Source organism: Pseudomonas syringae, assembly GCF_001698815.1.
GTDB lineage: Bacteria > Pseudomonadota > Gammaproteobacteria > Pseudomonadales > Pseudomonadaceae > Aquipseudomonas > Aquipseudomonas syringae_A.
This window is the reverse complement of the sequence record NZ_LGSI01000020.1, coordinates 54,275-75,436: the sequence shown is the minus strand read 5'-3', so window position 1 is coordinate 75,436 and position 21,162 is coordinate 54,275. Positions and strand designations below refer to the sequence as shown.

18 protein-coding genes are annotated in these 21,162 nt (G+C 59.3%); 15 read left to right on the top strand and 3 right to left on the bottom strand.

The genetic code is table 11. The annotated features are described in order from the left end of the window. Positions 1-61: 61 nt before the first annotated feature. Positions 62-949 carry a LysR family transcriptional regulator gene (locus AFK24_RS05020; RefSeq protein ID WP_065832196.1) on the bottom strand — a complete coding sequence of 296 codons (888 nt, stop codon included), beginning with the start codon at positions 947-949 and terminating at the stop codon, positions 62-64. A 124-nt stretch (positions 950-1,073) separates the two neighbouring features. Between AFK24_RS05020 and AFK24_RS05015 the strand changes: the two genes are divergently transcribed. The 4 genes from AFK24_RS05015 to AFK24_RS05000 all read left to right on the top strand — a co-directional run bounded on the left by AFK24_RS05015 (position 1,074) and on the right by AFK24_RS05000 (position 5,262). Continuing rightward, positions 1,074-1,934, top strand: a complete 861-nt coding sequence (locus AFK24_RS05015; protein ID WP_065832195.1) for an HpcH/HpaI aldolase/citrate lyase family protein — start codon at positions 1,074-1,076, stop codon at positions 1,932-1,934. Between the two features lie 72 nt (positions 1,935-2,006). Beyond that, a complete protein-coding gene (locus tag AFK24_RS05010; RefSeq protein ID WP_065832194.1) occupies positions 2,007-3,356 on the top strand; it encodes a 2-hydroxycarboxylate transporter family protein in 1,350 nt (449 codons plus the stop codon). A gap of 16 nt (positions 3,357-3,372) precedes the next feature. Further along, complete coding sequence (locus tag AFK24_RS05005) at positions 3,373-4,245, top strand: amidohydrolase family protein (protein ID WP_065832193.1); 873 nt, start codon at positions 3,373-3,375, stop codon at positions 4,243-4,245. A 114-nt stretch (positions 4,246-4,359) separates the two neighbouring features. Beyond that, positions 4,360-5,262 carry an alpha/beta fold hydrolase gene (locus tag AFK24_RS05000; RefSeq protein WP_065832192.1) on the top strand — a complete coding sequence of 301 codons (903 nt, stop codon included), beginning with the start codon at positions 4,360-4,362 and terminating at the stop codon, positions 5,260-5,262. Positions 5,263-5,355: 93 nt separating this feature from the next. Here AFK24_RS05000 and AFK24_RS04995 read toward each other — a convergent pair whose 3' ends face one another. After that, entirely contained in the window at positions 5,356-6,096 is a 741-nt protein-coding gene (locus AFK24_RS04995) for a GntR family transcriptional regulator (protein ID WP_065832191.1), read from the bottom strand. A 116-nt stretch (positions 6,097-6,212) separates the two neighbouring features. On the opposite strand from AFK24_RS04995, the gene AFK24_RS04990 reads away from it, so the two are divergent. From AFK24_RS04990 to AFK24_RS04960, 7 genes are all read left to right on the top strand, one after another. After that, positions 6,213-7,568 (top strand): class-II fumarase/aspartase family protein, encoded by a 1,356-nt coding sequence (locus tag AFK24_RS04990; RefSeq protein WP_065832190.1) that lies wholly within the window; start codon positions 6,213-6,215, stop codon positions 7,566-7,568. Positions 7,569-7,634: 66 nt separating this feature from the next. Further along, a complete protein-coding gene (locus tag AFK24_RS04985) occupies positions 7,635-8,936 on the top strand; it encodes a cation:dicarboxylate symporter family transporter (RefSeq protein ID WP_065832189.1) in 1,302 nt (433 codons plus the stop codon). Between the two features lie 207 nt (positions 8,937-9,143). After that, positions 9,144-9,740 (top strand): paraquat-inducible protein A, encoded by a 597-nt coding sequence (locus AFK24_RS04980; RefSeq protein ID WP_065832188.1) that lies wholly within the window; start codon positions 9,144-9,146, stop codon positions 9,738-9,740. Next, a complete protein-coding gene (locus AFK24_RS04975; RefSeq protein WP_065832187.1) occupies positions 9,737-10,384 on the top strand; it encodes a paraquat-inducible protein A in 648 nt (215 codons plus the stop codon). Before AFK24_RS04980 ends, AFK24_RS04975 begins: the two co-directional genes overlap by 4 nt. Next, entirely contained in the window at positions 10,374-12,026 is a 1,653-nt protein-coding gene (locus AFK24_RS04970; RefSeq protein WP_065832186.1) for an intermembrane transport protein PqiB, read from the top strand. The genes AFK24_RS04975 and AFK24_RS04970 overlap by 11 nt, the downstream gene beginning before the upstream one ends. Before the next feature lie 28 nt (positions 12,027-12,054). Then, positions 12,055-12,618, top strand: a complete 564-nt coding sequence (locus AFK24_RS04965) for a PqiC family protein (protein WP_065832185.1) — start codon at positions 12,055-12,057, stop codon at positions 12,616-12,618. A 441-nt stretch (positions 12,619-13,059) separates the two neighbouring features. Then, entirely contained in the window at positions 13,060-15,444 is a 2,385-nt protein-coding gene (locus AFK24_RS04960; RefSeq protein ID WP_065832184.1) for a membrane-bound PQQ-dependent dehydrogenase, glucose/quinate/shikimate family, read from the top strand. Positions 15,445-15,495: 51 nt separating this feature from the next. On the opposite strand, the gene AFK24_RS04955 is transcribed toward AFK24_RS04960, so the two are convergent. Continuing rightward, a complete protein-coding gene (locus AFK24_RS04955; RefSeq protein WP_065832183.1) occupies positions 15,496-16,866 on the bottom strand; it encodes a PLP-dependent aminotransferase family protein in 1,371 nt (456 codons plus the stop codon). 134 nt (positions 16,867-17,000) lie between these two features. Here AFK24_RS04955 and AFK24_RS04950 point away from each other — a divergent pair, with 134 nt between their 5' ends. Genes AFK24_RS04950 through AFK24_RS04935 form a run of 4 tightly spaced genes read left to right on the top strand, consistent with a single transcriptional unit; the run spans position 17,001 to position 21,132 of the window. Further along, complete coding sequence (locus AFK24_RS04950; protein WP_065832182.1) at positions 17,001-18,287, top strand: hydroxymethylglutaryl-CoA reductase, degradative; 1,287 nt, start codon at positions 17,001-17,003, stop codon at positions 18,285-18,287. Further along, positions 18,287-19,213, top strand: coding sequence for a hydroxymethylglutaryl-CoA lyase (locus tag AFK24_RS04945; RefSeq protein WP_065832181.1), 927 nt, complete (start codon positions 18,287-18,289; stop codon positions 19,211-19,213). Before AFK24_RS04950 ends, AFK24_RS04945 begins: the two co-directional genes overlap by 1 nt. Before the next feature lie 57 nt (positions 19,214-19,270). Continuing rightward, on the top strand, positions 19,271-19,747 hold the full coding sequence (locus AFK24_RS04940; RefSeq protein ID WP_065832180.1) for a hypothetical protein: 477 nt from the start codon (positions 19,271-19,273) through the stop codon (positions 19,745-19,747). After that, positions 19,744-21,132 (top strand): tripartite tricarboxylate transporter permease, encoded by a 1,389-nt coding sequence (locus tag AFK24_RS04935; RefSeq protein ID WP_205884851.1) that lies wholly within the window; start codon positions 19,744-19,746, stop codon positions 21,130-21,132. The genes AFK24_RS04940 and AFK24_RS04935 overlap by 4 nt, the downstream gene beginning before the upstream one ends. Positions 21,133-21,162: the final 30 nt, after the last annotated feature.

Here is a 21,162-nt window from a genome sequence, read left to right as displayed (position 1 = left end):
CTTCGCAACAGGAGATTAAAAATAGTTTTCAATGGCTTCAGAGTGAAATAAAACTGAACCCTTATGCGTGTTTGCCGGCCGCTATCGGGTGTTCATAAAGCACTTCGCAGAACGCGTCGATCAACTTGACCTTGGCCGAATTGCGCTTCCACAGCACCCCGATGGGACGATGCAGGCCGGTGCCGGGCAAAGGCAACTGCGCCAGCGCATCCAGATTGGCGTGCAGCGGTTGCCAGCGCGGTACCAACGACACCCCAAGGCCGCCGCCGACCATGGCCGCGATTGCGTCTAGGGTATCGATTTCGAAACGTTCTCTGGGGGCAATCCCCGCTTCCAGCAAGTACCGATCCGCCAGCAGGCCACCCCAGGATCTGCGGTGGTAACGAATAAACGGCTCGCTGGCCAGCACTTGATGCGCCTCGCGACCTACCAGTTGCGCCGGGGCCAGCACCATGAACGGCTCGTCGTGCAGAGGTCGCCAAGTGAATTCCTTGGGAAGGTCGAAGCCAGGCCGGACCATGAGCCCGACGTCAATGTCACCCGCAACCACTTTGCGATACAGCTCAGTGGACACCGCAGGCTCAAGGTGCGTGCGCAGATGTTTGTGGCGTTCGATCAAGGTTGCCAGCACCCGTGGCACCAGATACGCCAGCGCCGTGGAGATGCAACCGATGCGCAAGTCTCCGGCGACCACGTCCAGCGCCGCGATGGCGCTCAAGTCCCGCGTGCGACGCACCAGCTCGCCCGCCGGCTCGATCAGCGCCAGACCTGCCGCAGTCGCCTGCATATTGCGTCCGGCACGCGTCAGCAGCGTGGCGCCGATCTCATGTTCCAGCGCTTTGATGCGTTGCGCGACGGCGGTGGGCGTGAGGTTGAGTGCGCGAGCGGCCGCAGCGGTGGAACCCAGCCGCGCAACCTGAAGGAAACTTTCGAGGTAACGAGTGTCCATAGTGAATTTTTTGTGGACTCTAATTCAAGTAATACGCACTTTAGTTATCTTCCTGCGATTTGCAATATAGATCCCGCCGCGTCTTCCTTGCCGTGGCCCATAAGAAAAACACCGAGGATCGTCAATGCGCAGCAAACTCTTCGTGCCCGGGTCGCGCCCCGAGCTCTTCGCCAAGGCCCTGGCTTCCAAGGCAGACGCCATCAGCTTCGATCTGGAAGACGCCGTCGACCCCAGCGCCAAAGACAGCGCCCGCCAGCAGCTTGCGGACTTTCTGCGCACCCTTGAGCCGACGACCAAGACCCTCGTGGTACGGGTCAACGATCAGTCGTCGCCGCATTATGAAAACGACCTGATTGCTCTGGTTGGCACTGCGATGCAGGTGATCAATCTGCCGAAAGTCGAATCCGCCGAACAAATTCGCTCTCTCGCCCTGCGCCTCGATGAACTGGAGGCGCAACACGGCATTGCTCAACCGATCATGATCCTGGCCACCATCGAGTCGCCCAAGGGTTTACGCAATGCGGCGGCGATTGCCGCCGCCAGCCCTCGGGTCAACGGCCTGCAATTGGGCCTCGCTGATTTGCTGGAACCGTTGGGCATTGACCGCAAAGACCCATGGACGCTGCATCAGATCCGCCTCAATTTGCGTTTGGCAGCCGGTGAAGCCGGTGTTGCGACCTACGACTCGGCATTCGCCCGGGTCAATGATCCTGAGGGCTTTGCCGCTGAGGCCAAGACTGCACGGCAATTGGGCTATATCGGCAAGTCCTGTATTCATCCATCGCAGATCGAGCTCGCCAACCAGGCCTTTCTACCCGATGCCGAGCAGATCGCCCATGCGCAGCGCGTCGTCGAAGCGGCGGCAAAAGCCGAAGCCGCGGGCATCGGCGCGTATCTGGTGGACGGCCAAATGGTCGACGGGCCGTTCGTGCGCAGCGCTCGGGCACTGCTCAGTCAGGCACGCAGCTCAGGCCTGACCCAGTAACAACTAACGCAGCAGATGACCAGAACGCAGCCGTTTCGATGCTGCGTCGAAAACAACAATAAAGAGGTGGCTATGCACAACGCCGAACCACTCGCTACGCCAATCGCACGTTCGCCGGCCAACACCGCCGCGTTCTGGCTGGAAACGCGTATCGGGTTTATTCCCTTGATTATTTACATTCCGTTGGCCTTGTTGATCGCGGGTCTGATTCTCACCCACGAGTTGAAAGCCGATCTGCCCATGATGATCGCCGTGATCGGCATGGGCGGCGCAACCTGCGCGGAGATCGGCAAGCGCATTCCGCTGCTCGGTAAAATGGGCGGCGCGGCCATCGTCTCCGCGTTTCTGCCCTCCTACCTGGTCAGCCTCGGCTGGGTTCCCGCTGACCTGATCAAGCCGGTGACGGATTTCACCAAAGCCAGCAATTTCATTTACTTGTTCGTTTCGGCCGTGGTGGTCGGCAGCATTTTCACCATGGACCGCGAGCTGATCATCAAGGGCTTCGCGAAAATCTTCCTGCCGCTGGTGGTGGGTTCGGTATTGGCGCTGGCGGCGGGCGCAGCGGTGGGTGTCGCGTGTGGCATGCCGCTGCGCCAGGTGTTGTTTTTCGTGATCATCCCGGTGATGGGTGGCGGGCTGGGCGAAGGTGCCATTCCGTTATCAGTCGGTTATGGCGAGGTCATGGGCGTCGACTCGGGGCGCATTCTGGCGCAACTGCTGCCGGTGATTCTGCTCGGCAACCTTACGGCAATCATGATTTGCGGCTTGCTCGACATGATCGGCAAGCGCTACCCGCAACTGACCGGCAACGGCCGCCTGCAACTGGGCGAAAAGCCTGCTGACGATCAACCCACAGCTACGGAGAAATCGACGCCGGACAGCGGTGAGCTGGTCAATGACGTGATTGCCGCCGGCATGTGCGCTATCGGGCTGTATCTGGCGGGGGTGATGATGCACGCCTTGTTCGGCCTTCCCGGACCGGTGTGCATGCTGTTTCTGGCGGTATTACTGAAACTGCTCAAAGCCATTCCGGCACGCCTGGAAAGCGGCGCGCGCACCCTGTTCAAATTCTTCACCACCTGCGTGACCTACCCGCTGCTGTTCGCCAATTCCATTGCCGTGACGCATTGGAGCGAGTTGAGCTCGGCGTTCCACGTCGGCAATTTGCTGACCATCGTCACCACAATCGGCGTACTGGTGTTGACCGGTTGCGTGATGGCGCGGAAATTGGGCATGTATCCAATCGAGGTCGGCATCGTCAACGGCTGCCACAGCGGGCTTGGCGGAACCGGCGATATCGCGATCCTGACCGCAGCCAACCGCATGCAACTGTTGCCCTTCGCGCAGATATCCACGCGCATCGGTGGCGCCATTACTGTCATGCTGGCATTGCTGCTGTTCTCGCAGCTGCCTGTCGCCTGACCCTGGAGCGAGCCTGATGAGCGTATCCGCAGTGCCTCACTCGTCGTGCATCGAGCGCCCAAAGCCCGTGCTGCCGACGAATGCGTGCGATGCCCATCTGCACATCCTCGATGCGCGCTTTTCGCCCGCCATTGCCGGCACGCGGACTCCGGCGAATATGCGCTGGGAGGATTACGGCGTTTTGCAGCGGCATCTGGGGTGCAGCCGCGCGGTGATTGTCCAGGCCAAACATTACGGCTTCGACAATGCCTGCCTGCTGGACGCGATTGCACGCAGCAACGGCCAGGCGCGCGGCATTGCCGTGGTCTCGACCGACATCAGTGACGCCGAACTGGAACGTCTTGACCGTGGCGGCGTTCGCGGGCTGCGTTTCAGTGTGTGGAACAGCCGCAATGCCGTCGCCAGTTGGGAAACCCTCGCGCCGCTGGCGGCGCGCATCGCCGAACTGGGCTGGCACATTCAGTTGCACGCTGCGGCTGATCAGTTGGTCGCGCACCAGCAACTGATCGCCAGCCTGCCCACGCCGTTGGTGATTGATCACATGGGCCGCTTGCCACCGCGCGAGGGGTTGCAGCACCCGGCAGCGCAGCTGTTACGCCGTTGGCTGGACGAGGGGCAAACCTGGATCAAGCTTTCAGGCGCGTACCTGAACAGTGACAGCGGCGCGCCGGACTATCCGCCGACGCTGGCCACTGCACGGCAGCTGGTGGAATGGGCGCCGACGCGAATGTTCTGGGGCAGCGACTGGCCCCACGTGACGGAAGATCACAAACCTGACGACACTCTTCTAGTGGACCTGCTCCAGCAATGGGCGGGTGAGCACTGGCAGCGGATTCTGGTCGACAATCCATGCGCGTTTTATGGTTTCAGCGAGGCTGGAAACCTTTAGCCTTCGCGGCACAATCGCACCATTTGGTCGGAGGCCATGGCAATCCACGGAACCGATTGTCCCGCGTTGCGCTCTGCATTCTAGTTGGCTCAACGCCTAGCCCTGGGGGTCGCAATGCTCAAGAATGTCGATGCAGGTGTGCTTAACATCACTTTTGATGAAACAGGGCCAAGCGATGGCTGGCCGGTGATATTGCTCCACGGCTTCCCCTACGACATCCACACTTATGACCAGGTCATCCCGATCCTCGTGGCACAGGGTGCGCGAGTCATTACTCCGTACCTCAGAGGCTTCGGCCCAACTCGCTTTCTGGACGAAGTCACACCACGTTCAGGCCAACAAGCGGCCATCGGTCACGACCTTCTCGAATTGATCAATGCGCTCCAGCTGGACTCGGCCTATCTGGTCGGATACGACTGGGGCGGTAGAGCTGCGTGTATCGTCGCCGCGTTGTGGCCGGAGCGGGTGCTTGGCCTTGTCAGCATTGGCGCCTATGCCATTCAGGACATTGCATCGGCGATGAAACCCAAGAAGCCCGAGGCCGAGTTTCCGTACTGGTATCAGTACTATTTCCACAGTGAAAGAGGCCGCAATGCGCTGACTGAGAATCGCCGGGCATTGTGTCATCTGCTCTGGCAGCAATGGTCACCCACCTGGAAGTTCTCCGAGCGCAGCTTCGAGCAATCGGCGCAGTCGTTCGATAATCCGGATTTCGTTGATGTCGTCATTCACTCCTACCGGCATCGATTCGGGCTTGTGCAGGGTGATCCGGCCTACGCACACACCGAAGCCAAACTGGCCAGGCTGCCCTCCATCCAGACACCGACCTTTGCCCTTGATGGCGCGGACAGCGGCTTCTCACAAGACGGTATCGAAGCCCACGCCGAGCGTTTCAGCGGGCACTATCAGCACCGCATGATCAAAGGTGCGGGGCACAACGTTCCTCAGGAAAAACCCGTCCAGCTGGCCGCCGCTATCGTTGAACTGAAACATCACGTCACGCGCACTATCCAGTGAACCCGCCCGGTAACACGGTGAGACGACGAATACCGAGCAACGGTCTATGTGAGGCGGGCAGACAAAACACCCGGGAAGGGTCGAAGTCTGCCGTCAAACCGCAGAACTTCGCTCCCTTCTCATTTGCGTGATCAAGGTAAAACGATCTTCAGGGTGAGTGGTTTCGGACACCACCATCACTGCGCCCTCCTCGTCCCTGTATTGACGAATGATGTTCAAACCTGGCGAGCCCGCCTCGGCATTGAGGCTCTTGGCAATATCGGCCGTCAGCAGCACGGCACGCACTTGTTGGTCCACCACATCGATATGCCGGCCAAAGTGTTGCTCAATCAACGCAGCAATCAACTCATCCGGATGCTGCTCAGCCAATTCGATGACCGCCGCATAGGTGTCCTGGGCGTAGACATCGGTCCAGCACAGCGGCGCCCGCAAGTTTTCTTCGTCGACCCGGATACTCGATACGCAAAAATAGTGCTCGCCGGGAATCAATCCCAGCCGACGGGCCAACGCAATGTCCGCGACAAAGTGATGGACCTTCTGAATGCTGCGAACCTGAGTTTCCGCCAAATGCACAAGGTCAGACACCGACGCCAGCGACTGCGAATAACCGCCCTTGGGCGACGCGGCTTCGACGCGCGTGCCCACCCGTTTGCGTCGGGAAACCAGCCCTTGGTTCTGTAACTGGGTGATGGCTGCGCGCACCGTGTGTCGGCTCACTTCGTAGAGTTCGCACAGCTCGAACTCGGTGGGCAACAGCGTACCGACCGGGTAACGACCGCTGGCGATCCCCTCCATCAAGTCCTTTGCAACGACTGCATAGCGCGTCTGGTTCATACCTTTCATCAGTCCCGAGCGATCACCGAGTTGACAGTGTATCAGCGAGCACGTAAGAATTATGTACGGACATATTTAATATGTCCGATCAATAACAACATATTCAGGATGTCCTCATGTCCAGCACCGTCTTTGACTCCGCCCTCTTCCGCGACATGTTCGGTACCGCCGAAATGCGCGGCGTGTTTTCCGACCAAGCCTTGATCGAACGCTACATCGAGGTGGAAGTGGCGCTGGCCCGCGCCGAAGCGCGCTGCGGCGTGATCCCTGCCGAAGCCGCCGAGCAGATCGCGGAACTGGCGACCTACGCTTCCCTCGACATGGCCCTGATGCAACACGAGACCGAAATTGTCGGCTACCCGATTCTGCCACTGGTGGAACAGCTGTCGAAAACCTGCGGTGAAGCCGGGCGCTATGTGCACTGGGGCGCAACGACTCAGGACATCATGGACACCGCCGTCGTGCTGCAGGTGCGTGCCGCGCTGGCCATTGTCGAGCGGGATATCCAGGCCGTACGCGGCTTGCTGGCTGACCTTGCCAAACGCTATCGCGACACGCCAATGGCCGGCCGCACCCATCTGCAACACGCGTTGCCAATCACCTTTGGCTACAAGTGTGCGGTCTGGCTGAGCATGTTCGACCGCCACGCCGAACGCCTGGTCGAGCTGCGTCCTCGGGTGGAGATCGGTCAGTTCGCCGGAGCTGCCGGCACGCTGGCGTCGCTGGGCGACAAAGGTCTGGAAGTCCAGGAAGCCTTGATGGACGAGCTGGGCCTGGGCGTGCCGCAAGCCACCTGGCACGTTGCCCGTGACGGCCTCGCTGAAACCCTGAACTTCCTCGGTCTGGTCACCGGGTCGCTGGGCAAGGTCGCGCTGGACGTAATGATGATGATGACCAGCGAGCTGGGTGAGGTGTACGAACCGTTCGTCAAAGGTCGTGGCGCCAGCAGCACCATGCCGCAGAAGCGCAATCCGATTTCCTGCGAATTGATGTACGCCGCCGCCAAGGGAGTGCGTCAACACGCCGGACTGATGCTCGACGCCATGATCCAGGACTTTGAGCGTTCGACCGGCCCGTGGCAGGCCGAGTGGATCGCCATTCCCGAAGCCTTCGCCTTGAGCGCGGCATCGCTGGGCCAGGCCAAATTCATGCTCGCGGGGCTGGAAGTACGCACGGAACGTATGCGCCAGAACCTGGACATGACCCAAGGCCTGATCGTCGCCGAAGCCGTAATGATGGGCCTCGCCCCGGCGCTCGGCCGTCAAGTGGCGCATGACGTGGTGTATGCCGCGTGCCGCATGGCCAACGATCAGGGCACCAGCCTGCTCGATGCGTTACTGGCTCAAGGTGAAGCCACCGCGCAACTGGATATCGAGGAACTCAAGCGCCTCACCGATCCCGCCAATTATCTGGGCCTCGCGCCGCAGATGGTGGATATCGCCCTGGCGCGAGAAGGCTCCGTCAAACGCTGATCTTCACCGGGCTCGGCATGACCGGGCCCGCCTTTCTCTGCCAATAAAAACAACGAGATCGAAGACATGTCCACGACTGCAAAAAAACCGTTTTACCGGGACCTGACCTTTCAGGTCATCGCCGCCATGCTGCTGGGTATCGCCTTCGGCTTCCTGGCTCCGGAGCTGGCTGCCAAGTTCAAAATCCTTGGCGATATCTTTCTCAAGCTGATCAAGACTGCGGTCGCACCGCTGGTGTTTTTTACCGTCGTGCACGGCATTGCCTCGGCAGGCGATATCAAGCGCGTCGGCAAAGTCGGCTTGCGTGCACTGATTTACTTCGAAGTGGTGTCGACCATCGCGCTGGCCCTTGGCTTGCTGTGGGGCAACTTGTTGAGCATCGGTTCGGGCATGCATGACACCCATCCGAGCAGCGCCACAGCGGCGGCAGCCAGTGCGGCGGTCGCCAAAGGACACGGTCCGACGTCGACCATGGATTTCATCTACGGCATCTTTCCGGACAACTTTGTCGGCGCTTTTTCCGGCGGCCAACTCCTGCAAGTGTTGGTGATTTCCGTACTGTTCGGCTTTGCCCTGCTGGCCCTCAAGCCTGAGCGTCGCGCTGTCATTGAAGAGGGGCTGAGTCGTATCTCGGAGTGCTTCTTCGAGTTCATCAACCTAATCATGAAGTTCGCCCCGCTTGGCGCGTTCGGTTCGGTGGCCTACGCCGTCGGTAGCAACGGCACGGCGGTACTGATCTCACTGGCTAATCTGGTGCTGATGTTCTACGTGGCGATTGCCTTCTTCATTTTCGTGGTACTCGGCGTTGTCTGCCGATTGTCCGGGTTCAGCCTGTGGCGCTTCCTCAAGTACATCAAGGATGAAATTTTCATTGTGCTGGGCACTGCCTCGTCAGAAAGCGCTCTGCCAAGACTGCTCCAGAAGCTCGAAAAGTTTGGTTGCTCCAAGCAGAGCGTTGGTCTGGTACTGCCCACTGGCTATGCGTTCAACCTTGACGGCACCTCGATCTATATGTCGTTGGGCGTGCTGTTCATTGCCAATGCCTACGGCGTGCCGATGACCTGGGAGCAACAATTGGGCACGGTCGCCATCATGCTGGTGACGTCCAAAGGCGCGGCGGCAGTGTCGGGCGGCAGCTTCGTAGTGTTTGCGGCGACGGTGACCGCTATCGGCATACTTCCCGTGGAAGGCCTGGCGTTATTGTTCGGGGTCTACCGTTTCATGTCGATGGCCATCGCCACCTGCAACACCATCGGCAACAGCGTGGCGACGGTGGTGGTTTCCAAATGGTCGGAGGAATTTACCGAGCACACCGCCAAAGCCGAATACCATCGAGTGTTGGGTAGAAAGTTGGAGGCTGCACTTTAAGTTCGGCAGTTGTCATCGATCTCTACCTTGGCTCAAACAGGGTAGAGATTGAGCCTGCGTAACGTGCGCATATAGTTTTTCGAAATAAAAACCTGGTCACTTACTTTGTTTGGCATTAGATCATTCAAGAATTGGTCCTTGCCTATTACTGCGGCGCTTCTATATTCAACTGAGTTTTGATACTTCTCACTCATTGAAGAAGCGTTCATGACCCGACTTGACTCACTCATCATTTGCGAATATTGCGACGCTGTCTACGACACCGCCCCGCTGCTCAAACAGCAGAAAGCCTATTGCGTTTGCTGTGGCGCCGTCATTCAGCGTTACTCCGCCGTTACGCTGCAACAGCGAATGGCGTTATGTGTCACTGCCGCCGTCTTGCTGGTATTCGCCAACTTCTATCCCGTGATGAGTATCAGTTTGCAAGGGTTGAAAAACTCGGCGACGTTATGGGATTCCGTCGCTGCCCTGAGTAACGGCCCCATTCTATTCATTGCTCTGGTGGCTGGTATTTCCATTATTGTCGCGCCTGTTTTGCAGGTCATTCTACTGATCTGGGTGCTGGCGTTTGCCATGGCCAGGCGGCGCTCGCCTGCCTTCAGCTTTTGCATGCGCTGGCTGGAATCTTTGCGCCCCTGGAGCATGCTTGAAGTCTGCCTGCTGGGCGCCATGGTCGCGGTGTTCAAACTGGCCGGATTGCTGGACGTCGTGCCCGGTATCGGGCTGGCCGCCCTCGCCGCACTGAGCATTCTGATGATCAAGATCGCCGGACGTGATGTCCGGGTTTTATGGAATCAACCGTGAACACGCCGCCGCGGGCAGCGGATCTGAACCTGTGTCTTTGCCACAGCTGCGGCCGGGCTTGCGACGCCACCGACCATCCGCAGCAGTGCGACCGCTGCGGGGCGCCCTTGCATGCGATCAAACCCGATTCATTGACGCGCACCTGGGCCTATTTGCTGGCCGCATTGATTCTCTATGTACCGGCCAATCTGCTGCCGGTGATGAACACCAGCATGCTCGGCAGCGGCGCAGACAGCACGATCATCACTGGCGTACTGGAATTCTGGGAAGCCGGTGCCTGGGACATTGCCGCGATTATCTTTATTGCCAGCATTGGCGTGCCCGCGATCAAGTTTGGCGCATTGACGTTGCTGCTGGTCACCTCGCAACGGGGCAGCAACTGGGCTTGCCGGCAACGTTCGAAGTTATTTCGCTTTGTCGAACTGGTGGGCTACTGGTCAATGCTGGATGTGCTGGTGGTCGCACTCGTGGCAGCGTTGGTCAGGTTCGAGGCGCTGGGCACTATCGAACCCCGTGTCGGGATTCTGTTTTTTGGCATGGTCGTGGTGTTCACCATGCTTTCGGCCATGAGCTTCGACCCACGCCTGATCTGGCAGACCGCACCAGCCGCTGCACCAAACAGGGACGCCCACCATGGCCCTTGAAACCTCGCAGGGCCCGCCCGCACCCGGCGCGATCAAGACCTCCAGCCGCTGGAGTGTTTCGCTGGTGTGGATCGTGCCGATCATTGCCTTGCTGGTCGGTATTTCGCTGGTGGTCCATAACCGCATGCAGGCCGGTCCCGAAATCACCATCACATTCAAGACCGGCGAAGGCCTGACCGCTGAAAAAACCCAGGTCAAATACCGCAATGTGGTGATCGGCCATGTGTCGGAAGTCGAGCTGAGCGAAGACCAGAAAAGCGTCACAGCGACCGTCAAACTCGCCAAACAAGCTGCGTCATTCACCCGGGAAGATGCGAAATACTGGGTGGTGCGCCCGCGCATCGGTGCCGGTGGTGTGTCGGGGATCGACACGCTGCTGTCAGGCGCCTTCATCGGCGCTGATTCCGGCGCATCGCAACGCACCGTCAAGACCTTCATCGGGCTCGAAGCACCGCCGCCGATTACCTACGGCGAACCGGGAAAACGCTTCACTCTGGTGACCAAGGATCTGTCTTCCCTGGATATTGGCTCACCCATTTACTACCGCAAAATCCCGGTGGGTCAGGTCGTCGGCTATGCGCTGGATAAAGACGGCAAGGGCGTCGAAGTTGAGGTGTTCATCAATGCACCGAACGATGCCTACGTCACTACCAATACCCGCTTCTGGAACGCCAGCGGCATCGATATCGGCGTGGGTGCCAACGGGTTTTCAGTGAAAACCGAATCGCTGTCAGCGGTACTCATCGGTGGCATCGCGTTCGGCGCTCCCGAATATGGCCTTGCCAGTACCGTCGCGTCCGAAGGTAGCCGATTTGATCTGTTTACCGATGCACCGTCCGCCCTCGCTCCGCCGCCCGGCAGAGCGCAATACATGGCGCTGCGCTTCGACCAGGCGCTCAGAGGCCTGAAAGTCGGTGCTCCGGTTGAATTTCAGGGACTGGAGATCGGCAAGGTGGTGTCGATCAATCTGGATTTCGACCTCAAGACCCGCAACTTCCCGATCATTGTAGGCATCGTGATTTATCCGGAAAGCATGGGGCAGGCACACGTCAAGATGCTGGCCTTGCTCAAGCATGACCCCAGCGACCTGGAAGGCGGTATTCGCATCATCGGCAGTTTCGTTGAACACGGGCTGCGCGCTCAGGCCCGCTCGGGAAACCTGTTGACCGGGCAACTGTACATATCCCTGGATTTTTATCCGAAAGCGGAAAAAGTCACGTTCGACCCCAATGCCCGTCCGATCATGCTGCCTACCTTGCCCAGCAGCCTCGAACTCTTGCAGGAGCAACTGCAGGCAGTCATCGAAAAAATCGCCAATCTGCCGCTTGATCGTATCGCCACCAATCTGGATGGCAGCCTGAACGAGCTGCGTAACGGCCTCAAACAATTCAACAGCCAGACTCTGCCGGGCGTTCGCACCACCTTGGATGACGTGCGAAAAACCTTGAAATCGGCCAGCGCTACCCTGGCCGACGACTCGCCACAACGTGAACAGCTCAGTGATGCGATAGACGAGCTGGGGCGGATGTCGCGCTCGTTGCGCGATCTTTCCGACTATCTGGGTCGCCATCCCGAGTCGCTGATTCGTGGCCGCCCCAAAGACTCCCAATTCGACTCCCAGTCTGAGAAGCGGAGTCCATGAACCGACCACCCAAAGGAGTGAATCCCCCATGCGGGCGACTTTCAACGCACCTTTGCTCATGATTGTTTTGTTGCTGGCCGCCTGCCGCAGCGACCCGGTGCATTACCACACGCTAACGCCGTTGCACTCCGGCGCCCCGCGTTCAGCGCAAGTCGGCGAAAGCCTGCGAATCGAGCGCGTCATGGTGCCGCCACAAGTTGATCGTTCGCAGATCGTCATCCGCCAGGGCAGCAATGAACTGGTCCTGCTGGAAACCGAATGGTGGGGGGCGAGCCTCGCCGATGAAGTGCAAAGCGCGCTGATCAATGAGCTGAACAGTCGACCGGGAGGCAGGGAAAGAATGACCTTGCGCGTAGAAGTGCAACGCTTTGATCTGGTCCCGGGTCAATACGCATTGATCGATGCCCGATGGCGGATGCGCGCAGGGCAATCCGGCGATCAGATCAGCAACGAATTGATCTGCCAGACCGTTTTGCAGCAACCTTCCGGCGCTGCAGTCCAGGATCTGGTCATGGCGCAACAAGCCAATCTGCGCAAGCTGGCAATCATTGTCAGTGACGCCAACCGCGCAGGAGCCCAACGTTGCCCATGACCGGGCTCGGGCTGGAGAATCGGCCGTATGAGCGACTTTAGTCGCGAAGGCCTCAATTGCCCTCCCGGCTAAAGCCGGTCCTACAGCAAGCCCCGCACCAACGAGTCCCGGCCCCTTCCCGGATGAATCCGGTCTCACATAAACAGTCCCCCCGACGCGCGTTTGCGGTGTCTTCCGGATCGCGGCAGAGAACCGCGAAATCAAAATTACCGTTTGGAGCGAGGCTTGCCTGCGAATCAGGCGCCTCATTGAACCAGACCCAGCACGTTATCGTTCTTCGCGGGCAAGCCTCGCTCCAACGAATCGCATTTCGGCGCCACTTGAAGCAAGCTAATTAATAGCCCGCTATCTATCATCGACGTATACTTTCGCCTTGGCTCAACTTTTAATAAATAAAAAGCCTTCCTAAAAATTAGAGCATCAACAGGTGGTGGGATAATCATGCTGTTAAGAATTACAAGTATCGTCATGGCTTTACTGGGGTTTGCCGTTTTATATATGGGCGGCACTCTCCTGGCGGCGGGCGGTACTCCGGCTTACGCCGTCATCGGTCTGGGGGTGCTGGTCACGGCGCTGTTGCTGTTCCTGCAGAAAAAATCGGCACTCACGTTTTATGCCCTGCTGATGTGGGCGATTCTGGCCTGGATCATCTACGAGGTCGGCTTCGACAAATGGCAGTGGATTCCGCGCGGCGATCTGTTCGCCCTGCTCGGGCTCTGGCTGGCATTGCCCTGGGTGGTGCGCCGCTTGTCACACGCGCAGACGCCAGCCGAGTCGCGAAGCTTTCATCCGTTCCTGGGCGGCACCGTGGCGGTGATGATGGTGATCGTCGTCGGCGTCATGTTTTATGACCCCTACCCTGTTCAGGGCAACATCACCAATCCGGTGTCTGCCAAAGGTGCGGGCGGCGCGGGTGACGAGTGGGTCGCGTATGGCGGTTCCAACGACGGTCAGCGTTTCTCGAAACTTGATCAGATTGATGCGGGCAATGTTAAAAAGTTGACGGTCGCCTGGGAATATCACACCGGTGATCTGCGCGATCCAGCGAAAGACGCCAGCGAATACACCTTCGAAGCGACTCCGCTGAAAGTGAACAACAAGGTTTACCTGTGTACCGCACACAATGAAGTGCATGCGTTGAATCCGGAGACCGGGAAACTGGACTGGAAGTACACGCCGGAAAAAAGCCGTTCATACCTGCAACAACATCAAACCTGTCGCGGCGTGAGTTATTACTCCGTTGCTGCTGATACGCAGGTCAATAGTGCCTCGCCGACTCAACCGGCGCAGTGCGCAAAACGCATCATCACCGCTACCGCCGACGCCAAGCTGGTGGCGCTGGACGCCGACACTGGCAAAGCCTGCAGCAACTTCGGTGATAACGGCGTTATCGACCTGAGCGCCAACATGAGCAAGATCCGCCCGCACGCGCTGATGCAGACCGCAGCGCCGCTGGTTGCGGGCAATCTGATCATTGTTGGCGGTTCAGTGATGGACAACGGCTACAACGCTGGCAACCCGTCCGGCGTGATCAGGGCTTACGACGTGATCAGCGGCAAGCTGGTGTGGAACTTCGATCCGGCCAACCCCGAAAATACCCAGCCGATTGCTGCCGGTCAGGATTATCCCCAGGACACCCCCGTGGCATGGGGCACCTTGAGTGCCGACATGCAGAACGGTCTGGTCTTCGTGCCGTTCGGCAATGCGTCACCAGATGAACTGGGCATTGGTCGCGACCCCGCCAGCAACACCGAAAAATTCCGCGATACGATTGTTGCCCTCGACCTGAAGACCGGTGCTTTCAAGTGGAAATTCCAGACTTCGAACAACGATTTGTGGGACCGTGATAATCCTTCGCAGCCGTCGTTGGTCGATCTGGGCAAGGATGGCAACAAGCAACCTGCGCTGGTGCTGCCGACCAAAGTCGGCAATATCTTCGTCCTGAACCGCTTGACCGGTGAGCCGATCATTCCTGTGGATCAGGTCAAGGTTTCCGCTGAAGGCGGCGTTGCCGGCGAGCATTTCGCAACCAGTCAGCCGGTCTCGAAACTGAATTTCATCCCCGAGCCGCTCTCTGAAAAATCCATGTGGGGCCTGACCCCGTTCGATCAGATGTCCTGCCGTACCAGCTTCAAGAAACTGCGTTACGACGGCAACCCATGGACGCCCAGCACCGAGTCCGGGACGCTGGTTTTCCCCGGCAATATCGGCGCGTTCAACTGGGGATCCGTGGCTGTGGACCCTGAGCGGCAGATCCTGATCGGCGCACCTGTGCGTCTGGCTTACAAATACACGCTGATCAAGCGCACTCCGGAAACCGAAGAGAAACGTTTGTTCACGGCCGAGGGTACGCCTTACTGGAATGAAAATTTCAAAGGCGATTACGCAATCAAAATCCAGCAGTTCGCTTCCGAGCTGGGTATTCCCTGCATCGCGCCGCCTTGGGGCCGCATGGTCGGGGTGGACTTGAATACCGGCAAGACTGAATGGATGCGCCGCACCGGCACCACCAAGAACCTGAAAACCAGTTTCTTGCCCGGCCGCTTCCCGATCGGCTTCCCGATGGGCATGGTGGCTCACGGCGGTCCGCTGATCACGGCGGGCGGTGTGGTGTTCCACGGATCAACGGCTGATAACTTCATCCGCGCCTACGACATCAACACCGGCGAAATCCTCTGGCAAACCGAACTGCCAGCGGGCGGCCAGGCAACCCCGTCGACCTACATGGGCAGTGACGGCAAGCAATATGTGGTCATCGCCGCTGGCGGTCATGGTTCCCTGGGCACCACCTTGGGCGACAGCGTGATCGCGTTCCGTCTGGACTGATAACGCCTGAGCTGTATCGGGCCGTGCGCGCAAGCGTTTCGGCCCTTTTTTTCAGGGTTTCAACACCACTTTAAGCAGCGGATCGTTCAGGTACGCGACGTTGAGCCTCGTCCAGGGATTGATCCGCGACTGCTCCGGCGAAAATATATGACCGGGCGCGATCATGAATCCCTTGGGCAGCAATTTTCGGGTCAGCTCCCGGGCATCGTCGATGTGCGCAAACCTGGCCCATAGATACAGACTCTGTTCCGGGCGATAGAACACCTCGGCACCGATCTCATCCAACACCTGCAAGCCCTCTGCGGTTGCCGTTTTCAGACGTTCCTGGAGGCGGATCAAATGCCGCAGGAAATGCCCCTCGGTGAGAATCACATCGACGGTACGCTCGCAGAACTCCGATGAGCTGGTGTGCAGCAACATCTTCAGATCGCCCAATTCATCGATGACTTCTTTGCTGCCTGCAATAAAGCCAACCCTGAGCGCCGCCGACACCGACTTCGAGAAACTCCCGACATAAAGCGAATGTTTCAGCTGGTCCAGCGCCGAGACCTTGATCGCCGAAGCCGGCTTGAAATCTGCCAGCGCGTCGTCGTCCACCAGAATGAAATTATGCTCCTCAGCCAACTGCACCAGTCGGTGGGCTTTACTCGGTGACAAGTCGGAACCCGTCGGGTTGTGCCCTACCGACTGGATAAAGAACAACTTGGGCTTATACACGCGCAAATACTGCTCCAGCACAGCCATGTCCGGCCCATCGGGCAGGCGCGGCACCGCGAGCATCCGCGCGCCCTGTAATTGCAGCTTGCCGAACAGCGGGTAGTAGCCGGGATCTTCGACAAGCACCGAATCCCCGGCCATCACGAAACGGCGGATGATCAAGTCCAGCGCATGATTGGCCCCGTGGGTGGTGACGATTTGTCGTGGGCTGGCCAAAATCGAATAGGTCGCCAGTTTCTGCACCAGATGCTGCCGCAACCCGGCATTGCCCAAGCGATTGCCATAGCGAAACAGCGTCGTCACGCCTGTACGCATGATCTGTCGGGTGAATTTGTCCAGGCGCAGGTCCATCAGCCACTCAACCGGCGGAAACCCCTCGCCCAGCGGCGAATGGCCCGGCTCGCGAACGAACTGCTGGCGCATGAGCCAGATCGTGTCCATTGCCCGTGCGTATGGCAACGGCTCTTCCGGCTCAGTGCTGCTGGGGGCGCCTTGTTTGACGAAAAACCCCTGCCCGTGACGCGCTTCGATCAGCCCTTGGGAAGCAAGGGATTCGTAGGCGTTGATCACGGTATTTTTCGAATGACCCAGCAACCGCATGCATTCGCGCAGCGACGGTAAACGGTCGCCGACGCGATAGGTGCCATTGGCGATCTGCTCCGCCAATGATGCCGTCAACTGTTGGGCCAGCGTCAACCGCGCCATGGTTCAGTCCTGAATAAATATTCACCGAGGGTACAGCTTAGGTACTGTCTGTCCAAACTGTACCTTCTTTGCCGGTACAGACCGGTCTAGGGTGGCAACCACTGAAAAACAATAATCGATACAGGACCCCTCTCATGAGCATTGACTCACGCCTTCCCATGTTCCGAGGCATGCCCCCCGCCGAACGCCTGGACCACCTGCGCGAACTTCTTGATCTGCCCGCCGACGACGTCGCCCTCCTGCGTGACGCTGGTGCGCTGCCGCTGGAAATTGCCGACGGCATGATCGAAAACGTGATCGGCAAATTCGAACTGCCTTATGCGGTGGCGAGCAACTTCCAGATTAATGGCCGCGACGTCATCGTGCCGTTGGTGGTCGAGGAGCCTTCGGTGGTTGCGGCGGCTTCGTTCATGGCCAAGCTGGCCCGGGAAGCCGGGGGCTTTCAGACTTCAAGCTCGCTGCCTTTGATGCGTGCCCAGGTACAGATTGTCGAAGTGTCCGACCCGTACAACGCCCGTTTGAGTCTGATGCGGCGCAAGGATGAAATCATCGAACTGGCGAACCGCAAGGATCAACTGCTCAACAAGCTGGGCGGCGGCTGCCGTGATATCGAAGTTCATACCTTCGCCCAAAGTCCCCGTGGGCCGATGCTGGTCGCGCACCTGATCGTCGACGTGCGCGATGCCATGGGCGCCAACACGGTGAACACCATGGCTGAAGCGGTAGCGCCGTTGATGGAGGAAATCACCGGCGGCAAAGTCAGGTTGCGGATTCTGTCCAACCTTGCCGACCTGCGCCTGGCTCGTGCCCAGATTCGTATCGCCCCGGAACTGCTGACCACCACTACCTTCAAGGGCGAGGATGTCATCGAAGGCATTCTTGATGCGTACAACTTCGCGGTGATTGATCCCTATCGGGCGGCCACCCACAACAAAGGCATCATGAACGGCATCGACCCGCTGATTGTCGCCACGGGTAATGACTGGCGCGCGGTTGAAGCCGGGGCCCATGCGTATGCCTGTCGCAATGGGCATTACGGCTCGTTGACCACCTGGGAAAAAGATGGTCAGGGCAATCTGGTGGGAACCCTGGAAATGCCCATGCCCGTCGGACTGGTCGGCGGCGCCACCAAGACTCATCCGCTGGCGCAACTGTCCTTGCGCATTCTGGGGGTGAAAACCGCTCAAGAATTGGCCGAAATCGCCGTCGCGGTCGGCCTGGCGCAGAATCTGGGCGCATTGCGCGCACTGTCCACCGAGGGCATACAACGCGGGCACATGGCGCTGCACGCGCGCAACATCGCGCTTTCGGCCGGCGCCAAAGGCGATGAAGTCAGCTGGCTGGTCAAGCAGATGGTCGACGCGGGGGATGTGCGCTCCGACCACGCGGCTGAGCTGCTCAAGCAAAAGCGGGCGCAGTGATGAGCGCCGTTGGCGAACAGGCTGTCCGGCTGGTTGAAGTTGGCGCCCGTGATGGCTTGCAGAACGAGCCACTGACACTTGCGCCGCAGCTGCGCGTGCAATTGCTGGAACGCCTGGCAAACGCGGGATTGCGAACCCTTGAGGCAGGTGCTTTTGTTTCACCCCGCTGGGTGCCGCAAATGGCCGGTTCGGACGAGGTGTTCAAGGCCTTGCCGGTGCGTTCCGGCGTGACCTGGACAGCGCTGGTGCCGAATGTGCAAGGACTCGAAGCCGCGCTGGCCGCAGGCTGTCGTGAAGTGGCGGTATTTGCTGCCGCATCGGAAGCTTTCTCGCAAAAGAACATCAACTGCTCAATAGCCGAAAGCCTTCAACGTTTTCAACAGGTCATGGCCCGCGCGCAAGATGCGGGTGTCAGGGTGCGCGGCTATGTTTCCTGCGTCATGGGCTGTCCGTTTACAGGTGAAGTCAAACCCGAGGCCGTCGCGGCTGTCAGCGCTTCGCTCTACGAAATGGGTTGTTATGAAATCAGCCTGGGCGACACCATCGGCGCAGGCACGCCTGCGGCAACCAAAGCGATGCTGAAAGCCTGTAGCGAAGCCGTACCCATGAGCGCGCTCGCAGGCCACTTTCATGACACGTACGGGATGGCCATCGCCAATATCTACGCGGCACTGGAGGCCGGCGTGCGGGTGTTCGACAGCTCGGTCGCGGGTTTGGGTGGTTGCCCTTATTCGCCCGGAGCGACCGGCAATGTGGCCACCGAAGACGTGATCTACCTGCTGAACGGCCTGGGTTTGAGCCACGGGGTCGACCTTGAGGCGTTGATCGAGACGGGCGAATTCATCAACGCCGAGCTGGGTCGCGAAACCGCGTCCCGGGTATCCCGCGCCCTGCTCGCCAAACGTCGAACGGTCGCGCTGAATTAAGCTGCATCTCTTCACCTTGATAACAATAAAAGCCCGCAAGGGCAGTGGGAGAATCCTTTGAAATCCGAACTGTATGAAGTTTGGGGCGACACGGTAGACGGTCGCCATCTGATCTACGCCATCGCCATCGGTGCATTCGTCAGCCTGGGGGCGTTTTTCATCGCCCAGCACCTGCTGGTCGGCTGGGTCGCTTCTGCGCAAATGGCCCGCGCGTATGCCATGTTGATCGGCATCGTCGGCTGCCTGGCGGGTGGAGCCATCAGTGCCGCGTGCTTCAAACCCAAGCGCCATGTCATGGAACACCAGGCCGACCCCGCCTGGCGCGCCCAGGTTTTGCTCGAACTGCAGAACGAGTTCGGCGATCTGGGCAAGCTCTCCGACTTGCCGTCGGCCACCATTGCCGAGCTTCGCGAGATGGATCTGTATGAGCTGTTCGCGGACTATGAGCGGGCACAACGTGCCCCGGCCGATGGCCCGGAACTGCCCGCGTTGGATGTGGAGAGCGCAGTGAGCATCAAAGGTGGTCGGTCATGATGGCGCCTTTGCTGGATCAGCTCCTCATCGCGTTGGGCATGGGCATTCTCGGTGCGGTGATCTTTGCCGGGATTGGACTTATTTCCGGCAGCGACGAGACCACGACCCTCGCGCCACTGACCTTGCTGGTCGTGCTGCTCGGCGTTCCTGCCCCTGGCATCCTGACCTTCTTTCTTGCCGGCGCCGTCGCCAAGCACATGACCCACGCCGTACCGACCGCGTTGCTGGGGATTCCCGGCGACACCATGGCCACGCCGCTCATGCGCGAGGCTAACTTCCTGCGCAACCTCGGCGTTCCGCACATCGCCTTGCGCAAGATGATTTCCGGCGCCGTGATCGCGGCGTTGATCGCCGTCCCCATGGCTGTATTGTTCGCGGTGATGCTCGCGCCGTTCGGCGACATGATCAAGCGCGCCGCCCCGTGGGTGTTCCTGGCAGCGGCAGTCGCCATTGCCTGGTTCTCAAAAGGTCGTCTGGCGGCGGTGCTGACCCTGATTCCGTTCGTCATGATCATCGTTGGCCTGCAAAGCATGACCGGGCAGTACGGCGTCAAACTCAGCGTCAGCTACTTCCTCGGCATCGCCATCGGCCCATTGATTGCTGCGCTGTTCTCGATGCTCGCGCCCGCCGAACGGGAAAAAATGCGTCGCCAGGAGGTCCGCACGTTCTCGTTGTCGCCGGACGTCAAAAGTTGGGGAGGCTTCTTCCCTAACCCGCTCAAGGTTCTGGACAGCAAGCAAAGCATGTGGACAGGCATTACCGCCGTCATCTCCAGTGCCACCTTTGTCTTCAGTCCGGTGGCGATGACCGTGATCATGGGCGAAATGGTCGGGTCGCGGGTCAAGCATGTCTACCATCGCCTCACTACCGTAATCACCGCGCGCAACGGCGTCACCGAGGCGACTTACATCGCCGAAGCATTGATTCCGCTGATCGCCTTCGGTCTGCCGCTCAGCCCTGTCGCGGCGGGCCCGGCCGCGCCGCTGTTCAACGCGCCGCCGCGTTTCAGCGTGGATGCGGCGACCGGGCAAGTGAATAACCTGCACTCGCTGCTCAGCACCTGGGAGTTTCTCGGCTACGGCATGCTGGCAGTGGTGGTCGCCATCCTGATCGCCTATCCGTTCACCATGAATTACGCACATCGAGCCGCTTCTTATGTGTCGCGCAAGATCAGCCACGAAGCCGTCATCGCCACTTTTGTCGGCCTGATTCTGGTGATCGGCATCTGGGAAGGTGGCCTGCTCGGGCTGCTGGTGATCGTTACTGTGGGGCTGCTGGGTGGATTTTTGTCACGCTTTCTGGGCTTCAACATCGGCGTGCAATTCATGGGTTATTACACGGCGGTGCTCACCGTTCCGGCGCTTGTCGCCCTGCTGGGTGCATGACGCATCGCAATCAAAAACAACAATAATCAG